General features: G+C 44.8%; 4 protein-coding genes. 1 reads left to right on the top strand and 3 read right to left on the bottom strand.

The genetic code is table 11. The features are described 5' to 3' along the window. Positions 1 to 177: 177 nt before the first annotated feature. The 3 genes from JX312_RS05400 to JX312_RS05390 form a co-directional block, all read right to left on the bottom strand. Positions 178 to 3,462, bottom strand: coding sequence for a TonB-dependent receptor (locus tag JX312_RS05400; RefSeq protein WP_204457307.1), 3,285 nt, complete (start codon positions 3,460 to 3,462; stop codon positions 178 to 180). 214 nt (positions 3,463 to 3,676) lie between these two features. After that, a complete protein-coding gene (locus JX312_RS05395; protein WP_204457306.1) occupies positions 3,677 to 5,668 on the bottom strand; it encodes a calcineurin-like phosphoesterase family protein in 1,992 nt (663 codons plus the stop codon). 352 nt (positions 5,669 to 6,020) lie between these two features. After that, entirely contained in the window at positions 6,021 to 6,443 is a 423-nt protein-coding gene (locus tag JX312_RS05390) for a GYF domain-containing protein (protein ID WP_204457305.1), read from the bottom strand. 168 nt (positions 6,444 to 6,611) lie between these two features. Between JX312_RS05390 and JX312_RS05385 the strand changes: the two genes are divergently transcribed. Further along, positions 6,612 to 8,905 (top strand): DNA gyrase/topoisomerase IV subunit A (locus JX312_RS05385; protein ID WP_204457304.1); only part of this gene is annotated, 2,294 nt, incomplete at its 3' end.

Genomic DNA, 8,905 nt, shown 5'->3' with positions numbered 1-8,905 from the left:
TTGGTATAAAAATAATTGCTAAAAAGCTGTAGATCTGTCTTATTATTGAAATAATCGTCAAGACCTATCTGAGATTTCGGATTGAGATCGATAGCATCCTCACATGATGTTGCTGTAAACATCATCAAGGCGATCGGTATATATAATAGTTTCTTCATTATAATTTATTATTGGAGATTAGAATGTTACGTCAAGACCGAACATAAAGCTCTTAGACCAAGGATAAAACATATTGTTTGATTCTCCGTCGTGTGTTCCGATAGCCTCTGGATCAAGATATTTTGAATTTTTCTTAAGTGGAGACCAATAGCAAAGATTCTCTGCAGTAAAATATACACGCACTTTCTCCATCAGAGCCTTGCGTGTCCATTTCTGTGGCAACGTATAGCCCACGGTCAGGTTTTTAAATCGGAGATAACGGAGATTCTGGATATATCGGTCATTCTTGAATCCGGGCTTGAGATATCCGCCTGTTGACTGATAACCCATAGCGCGGGGGAAATAAGCATCCGGATTATCTTCACTCCAAATCTTATCTTTAAAATCTGTCGGAATAAATGAAAGGTAAGACCACGAATAGCACCCCCAGAAGTCATAAGTATAACCGTTCGGATAATAGTAATGGTTACCTGTGCCTTGGAAGAAAGCTGAAACATCAAAACCAAAATAATTAATGTTGGCACGGAAGCCATACTGAAGATGAGCGTACTTGTTGCCATATTTATAACGATCCCCGGGACTATCAACAGTGTTATCACCTATGCCGATCTTACCGTCACCATCACGATCTACAAACTTGAGGTCACCAGCTTGCCATCCTGAGCCAACATATTTAGACATGTCATCGTAGCTATGGTCAATCTTGCTTGTGTATTCACGCGCCTCTTCATCGGTCTTGAAGAATCCATCGGTTTCATAAACCCATATTTCACCAAGTTCCATGCCTACATAATAATCTTTTGCAAATGTCTTGTTTGGATTATCATATTTGGTTATAGTGCTCTTATAGTCAGAAAGGTTAAAACCGACACCATATGAGAAGTTATTACCCCAAAGTTCAAAGGAGTCATTCCAATTAAGAGCAATCTCATAACCCTTTGTACGAAGGTTTGCCACATTCATCTTTGGAGAAGTTGCACCATATACAGAAGGAAGAGCCACACCTGGAGCAAGCATGTCTTTTGTATCACGAATATATAAGTCTATAGTTGCACCAAGGCGATTGTTGAAGAAACCCAAGTCAAAACCTAGGTCATATTGATGAGTCTTCTCCCATGTCAGGTTAGAAGCAATAGGAGATCCTAGAGTTGCATATGTACCATAATTTGTTCCCTCTCCAAAAGAGAATTTAGATCTTTCGTCATCTCCGTCAAATGGAGCTGCACCAACCTTACGGAGGAAAGTATAGTAATCAGATACATTCTGGTTACCAAGGGTACCGTAAGATCCACGGATCTTACCGTTGCTCCACCAAGACTGTAATGGCTCAAAGAAAGCCTCTTCAGAGAAGCGCCAACCAATAGAACCGGAAGGGAAAAAGCCCCACCGTTTTCCTCTGGAGAAACGGGAAGACCCGTCATAACGACCGGATATCTCAACAAGGTACTTACCCAAATAATCATAATTCACACGGCCGAAAATACCTTGGAGAGCATATTGGTGCTGACCACCTTCCACACCGGTGATTATCTCGCCAGCTGCATTTGAACCGACAAGATCAAAGTCATTCAAGTCATTGCTTATAAGATTGTTTCCATATGCATAAACTCTTTTGTAATTACGTGTTTCATAGTTATAACCAGCAACTACGGTCAAGTTATGTGCATCGTTGAATGTATCTTTATAAGTAGCCAGTGCATTTACTGCGTAATAATTATAGGTCTTTATATTCTCCTGAAGACCATCTTCACCTGNTCCTGTTACGTAATATTGCATTTCCTGATCAGGATATGTGCGATAGGGAAGATTGGTACGTCTGTTTGTGCTTCTTTCCTGATTGAAACGATAGGTAAAATCCGCACTAATGGTAAGCTGTTTTATAGGAGAATAGTTCACGCGTGTATTATTCATGAAATCTGTCCTGCGGTCTATACCAGGACTTTTACCTTCCATAAACAAAATGTGGCGTCCATTCATAAAGTTACTACCCTGGTAAGGAGTTTTGAAAATATATGACCCATCAGGGTTGGTCAAAGGATAGCAGGCAAGTCCATGGCGTGATGTTCCTTGCATCGCACTTTCAACAAATCCGTTATACTCATATGTAGAGCCGTAAAAAGATGTATTATTGCTCACGTTTATCCATTTATTGATTGGGAAATCAACCTTGGCACGTAGATTATATTTCTTGAAAGTATCACCATTGATCTTGATAATACCATCGTTAACGTTAAGTCCACCGGAAAGATAATATCTGATCTTCTTAATGCCCCCACTTAATGACAGATTATGTTGCTGTGAGAAATATTTATCTCTGTAGATTGTATTATACCAATCTGTGTTGGCATAATATTTCCACTGCCTTCTACCATTTATTGTCTGCTCTACAACCCATGGACGGTCTGGATTCTCAGTCTTGTCATTTACACGGGCAAGAAGTTCCTGCATATCATTTTCATCATAAGTTATGTATTGCTTTCCTTGCGCAGATGTATAGAACTTATTAACAAGATATACTGACCAATAGCCGGTAGTCTCATAATCTTTCGAGGTAGTGGGTTCCTGCCAGCCGAACCGTCCGTTATAACGCACGGTTGCCTTTCCGTCATTCTCTTGACCATTCTTCGTTGTCACAAGAATTACACCGAATGCTGCACGCGCACCATACACTGCTGCTGCCGAGGCATCCTTGATCACGGAGATTGACGCCACATCGTTTGGATTCACATTGTCAATCTCGCCAATNGAGCCGTCAATAAGGACGAGGGGCGCACCACCATTAATAGATGCCTGACCACGGATATTCAACTTAGGTGAAGATCCGGGAAGTCCTGAAGTTGTGGTTACATTAAGGCCGGCAACGGATCCCTGAAGCATGTTGGAGATTGTTGCGGCGGGACGGTCCTCAAGGCTTTTGCCGTCAACAGAGGCAACGGCACCGGTGAGGTTCACCTTTTTCTGGGTACCGTAACCGATGACCACTGTCTCTTCAAGGGTCTGAGCATCTTCTTTCATCACAATCTTCAGTGCGTTCTGACCGGGAGCGACCTTGATCTGCTGGCTCTGGTAGCCGACATACACGATCTTCAGAGTCGCCTCCCCTTCAGGTATCTGAAGAGAAAAGTTTCCGTCGATGTCGGTCATACATCCCGTTCTCGACTTGTCAAGCATCACGCTGACTCCGATCAGCGGCTCACCCGCTTCATCGGTGATGGTACCCGTTACCTGACGGCTCGCCGCCCACAGCGGGAAGCTGACCATCAGCGTCACCATCAAAAGAATTAGTCTTCTGACTTGTTTCATAAGGTAGGTATTAGTAAGTAAAATAGTTAGTTCAGTTTTTTAGGCTTTAGGTGGCAGGCGTTAGAGCCTCACTCCTGGAACCTATTGGCAGGCGTTAGGTCTTAGGCGTCAGGCGTTAGTATCTATATCCTAAGTTTCAGGAGTTTTAGGCTTTGGCATCAAATCCTAATGCCTAAAGCCTAAAACCTAAAACATAACGCCTAAAAGCAAAATCCTACTTTATCTCTATCTTGTAAGCGTCCGTGCCGAAGGCTTTCGGACGTTGCATGTTTTCTGTATAAGTGCGGCCAAACTCATCCTTAACGGTAATGATCAGGTCTGTGTCGGCATCGGGAGCCGTGACCTTGAAGAAGTGATGGTCTTTCGTTGTGGAACCGATAGGTTCGGAAGTCGGACTCCCTTTCCAGCGTTTCAAAACATTGGCTGCGATATGCAATGGGTCATAAGCACTTACATGCCTCACGTCAAGAGCCTTTCCGTCTGCCGTAGTCACAGTGATAGTCCAACGCGTATTGTAGTTCCATACATTAAGGAGCACCTCATTCTTCTTCTGACCTGTATAATCTGCTATCTTTGCTGCAAATATTGCTGCCATCGTCGAGTTAAGTCCTTCAACGTCACTCGAAGAGAAAGAAATCTCGTTAAGGTCATATGAGCGGAATTGGAAATTTTCATCCTTGCCGGCGCATTTATACGTATACTTGAAATCTTTTCCGGTTATGTCCCATACTGCATATCCTGCAGGAGTGCCATCGGGAGCCATAAGGCAGCCGGGGGTCACGGCACCGCTCCACCACCAGTCGGAACATATGGCGCCAACGTTGTGTTCATAAACGTTGCCTACACCTTTGTTCCCGGGGAGCGCATTATAGTTGCGGTGCGTATGACCGGTCACAAAATGCACGTTATATCCTTCAACAGCGGCAAGCACTTCAGGAGAATAAGTCCTCGCGGAGAACTCGCCGGGCTTGCTGTCGCTATATACCGGAACGTGCATAGTGATGATTACAGGCGTAGACTTGTCCACATAGGAAAGGTCTTTCGCAAGCCATGAGAACTGGGGAGAATAGATCTTTCCTGCAACCTGATTGTCCCGGTTGGAATCGCCTCCGCCTACATATTTCGAACAATCGATATTATCAAGAACCACATAATGAACGTCTCCTATATTGAAAGAATAATAAGGAGGGGCAATCGTGACAGCGAAAGGATTCTTTGCCTTAAACTGTCCTATGGCATTCATGTCGTTGTCATGGTTACCGATAGTGTGATACACCGGCAAACCTTTTACCTGCTCGTTAAAAAACTCTTTGTAGTCGGAAAGATCAAAATTGCGGACATACCAATAAAGATCCCATGTCATGTCACCGAGAGTAATAGCATAAATCTTGCTTCCGCCATTCGACTGCACATAGTTATTAATATCCTTGGCAACACCTTTAAACTGGGTGTTGTCCATATTTGAAGCCGTACCCCCTTTAGCTCTGTCGGCAAGGTGCATGTCACCTAAGAAAAGCACCTTATAATTGCTTTGGTCAACTTTCTTTAGGGTGAAGCTTTGGTTTTCGGGAACATCTTTTGCAGATACAAGGGTACGATAATGATCAGGGAAAACGCCGTCGAGCGCGCATTCGTAACCACCGGGCACAGAAATAAACACATAACCCGACTCTTTCTCAGATTTCAGTTGGTAAACACCGTTATCATCAGTCTGAACAGTTTCCACACCGTCACTGACAACCACTCCGGCTATAGGACCTTCGGCAGACTCAACCACACCATATATAGTAGTGCCAGGTAAAATCTCGATCTTCCTTTCAACCATATTTATGGTTATCGTTCCGAATTGCACACGGCGATCTCCGCGCTTCACGTCAAAGCGATAATTCCCTCCCTTAAAATCAGCAGGGAGACGGAACGCGAAATGAGCGGCGTCAGCTTCAGTCACAGCGCAGGAAGTAATGGTACCCCCCTCTATGAGATAGACAAGATCGGAAGTTTGCAGTGTGTTCTCGCCTTCGATTTTGCAGTCTTCACCTTTTACAACATCCACACTCGACGGGAGGGTAACTTTTATTTCAGTTGTGTTTCCGCCACCGTTGGGTCCGGGATCAGGTTCGTCTTTGCCTCCACAATTGACGAGACAGAGGGAGAAGACACTCAACACCAGGGTTGCCTTAAGCAGGCAAAGGAGTTTCTTTGTCATGATTCGTAATTAGTTAATTCTTCTAAGGTTATTTAGTCCGGCTGACAGCTGTGCCATTCGGCCTGATTCAATTATTGCCGCATACATATCCTTTTATATGTTATCAGGAAAACGCCAGTTTTCCTGATAACAGGACATAATGCATTATGTCGATTTCGAGTTTTAACGAAATTTTGCGCAAATTTATAGTAAAATTTCGTTTAGTGCAAATTTTTACACAAAAAATGTTTCGAAACGTAAATTTTAACTTAAATTTCATTAAAAAAAAGAAGTTTCCGAAAGCATAACTGCAACTATGCTTCCGGAAACTTCAATGTATTGTCTGCAGGCAAACGCTTCAGAAATGCAGCGCTCAGAAAAGAGGAAGAGTGGAGGTTGAATCGATATACTTGCGTTTAAAGTCGGATTCTGTCATACAGAGCATCATTATGCCCTGAATGAGGGTGACTATTTGCCAAAGTCCGCATGTCACGATTGCAAGAAGAATCGTAATCAGACCGGCGGCGGTCTTGCCCATTACAAAATACTGCACGCCAAGACCACCGAGCAATATCGCCATTATGCCGCAAAGTGTTTTCTTTGACGAAACCTCGGCATTTGCGGCATAAGATTTGCCGCTTTTCTGATAACGCTCCATGAGTTCGGGATAGGTGTAAAGCGGTTGCCATTCTCCTCCGTCTCTGCTTACAGGAGTTTCATTGGTCACATTGTAAGCCATCATCTGCTCGGCAGACATGGGCCCGATTGTCTGGTTGTTAAGGGTGATGTAATACATAATTATATGAATTCCTTAGTTAATAAGATATTATTGTCTATGATGCAGGTTGCTTATATCGTCACACAATAGTCACACAATCTGTATTCAGATTGCAAATATAAGTGTTTTTTACAAAAAATTGTGATTTTTTTGTTAACTTTACGCATAAAATTCGAATTTTAACCTATGTCTGAGAACAACGATTCCTTCGAGCCAATTGAAAAAGACTCTTTAAATCCTGTGGAACAGTCGCAGTCTGCCGCTTCCGATGAAGTCCGGAACACGAACGCATCGACCACCGACAAGAAAACGGTGTTGTCCGGAATGTTCCGGAGCTGGTATCTTGAATATGCGAGCTACGTGATTCTGGAACGTGCCGTGCCTCACATCGAAGACGGTCTCAAACCGGTGCAGCGACGCATTTTGCATTCGATGTCTACCCTTGATGACGGGCGTTTCAACAAGGTTGCGAACATTGTGGGAAACACAATGCAATATCACCCCCACGGAGACGCATCTATCGGAGACGCTCTTGTTCAGCTCGGTCAAAAGGAATTGCTTGTCGACACCCAGGGCAACTGGGGCAACATCCTTACCGGAGACTCCGCCGCCGCACCACGATATATCGAGGCGCGTCTTTCGGAGTTCGCCATAGAGACAGCTTTCAGTCCCAAAATTACAGAATGGACTCTTTCCTACGATGGTCGCAAGAAAGAACCTGTCACCCTTCCCATGAAGTTTCCTTTGCTTCTCGCTCAAGGAGTGGAGGGCATTGCGGTGGGACTGTCTTCCAAGATACTGCCACACAATTTCAACGAAATCATAGACGCTGCCGTGGAATACCTCCACGACCGTCCCTTCCGGCTATTTCCGGACTTTCAGACCGGCGGACTGCTTGACGTGTCGAAATATAACGACGGCGGTCGCGGCGGCTCCGTAAAAGTAAGGGCAAAGATTGAAAAGATCGACAACAAGACCCTTGCAATAACAGAGCTGCCATTCGGCAAGACCACATCCACGCTGATATCATCGATTCTCGGCGCGATGGAAAAGGGGAAAATAAAGATCCGGAAAGTAGATGACAACACTGCCGCCACGGCTGAGATTCTCGTGCATCTTATTCCGGGAACTTCTTCCGACAAGGCAATCGACGCTCTGTACGCATTCACAGACTGCGAGGTTTCCATATCTCCGAACTGCTGTGTGATCCGAGACCGCAAACCGGAGTTCCTGACAGTCTCCGACCTTCTGCGCTATTCTGTTGACCACACTCAGGAGATGCTGCGTCAGGAACTTGAAATAAAACTCGGCGAGACACGCGAGCAACAGATGTTCGCATCTCTCGAAAAGATTTTCATCGAAGAGAGGATGTATAAGGATGAGAAAGTGGAACAGTCACGCGACATGGAATCGGCAATACGCCGCGTCGACGAACTGATGGAACCTTTCAAACACACTTTCTTCCGTGCGGTCACCGATGATGACCTCATACACCTTTGGGAAATAAAGATGGGGCGCATTCTTAAGTTCAATTCGCAGAAAGCCGATGAGAAGATAGCGCGCCTTGATGAGGAAATAGCCAGACTCGAATATGATCTGGAGCACATCGTAGAGTATACTGAAAAATGGTATATACATCTTAAGGAGAAATATGGCGAGAATTTTCCGAGACGCACAGTAATCAGAAGCTTCGATTCTATCGAGGCAACGAAAGTAGCCGAGGCAAACAAACGTTTCTACTTTGACGCGGAAGGAGGATTCATAGGAACCGGTCTCAAGGATAAGGAATTCAGATTCACATGCTCCGACATAGATGACATACTCGTGATCTATCGCGACGGAACATACAAGATAGTGCGCGTACAGGAAAAACTGTACATAGGCAAGAAAGTGATTCACCTCGGAGTCTTCAAGAAAGGAGACAAACGCACCATATATAATGTGATATACCGCAACGGCAAACGTGGCAACGCGTATATGAAACGTTTCTATATCACAGGACTCACCCGGGAGAAGGAATATAACATAACCAAGGGGGTCGATGGTTCCCGTATCGAATGGCTGACCTGCAACCCCAACGGCGAGGCGGAGACAGTGCGCGTTTCGCTTAAAGACGAGGCAAACGAGACGGGACGCCGTCCGCGCAATCTGGACATATACGTGAATTTCTCTGAACTTGCGGTAAAGGGGAAGGAATCGCTCGGAAACCTTGTCACCAAATATCAGATAAGGAACGTATCGCTTGAACGCAGGGGATCAAGCACACTCGGAGGTCGGGAAGTATGGTTCGACCGTGATGTGCTTCGTCTCAATTACGACGGACGCGGTGAAAGCCTGGGTATATTCCAGGGTGATGACAAAGTGCTTGTGATTACCCGTGACGGTGAATTTTTCACTTCCACCTATTCCGACACCAATCATTACGATGACAAAATATTTCGCATCGAGAAATTCGAATCGCACAAGGTGCGGGTTCTTGC

This window comes from Barnesiella sp. CU968, from assembly GCF_905219685.1.
Lineage (GTDB): Bacteria > Bacteroidota > Bacteroidia > Bacteroidales > Muribaculaceae > Lepagella > Lepagella muris_A.
Note: the sequence above shows the minus strand (reverse complement) of the source record. Positions and strands in the feature narration are given on the sequence as shown.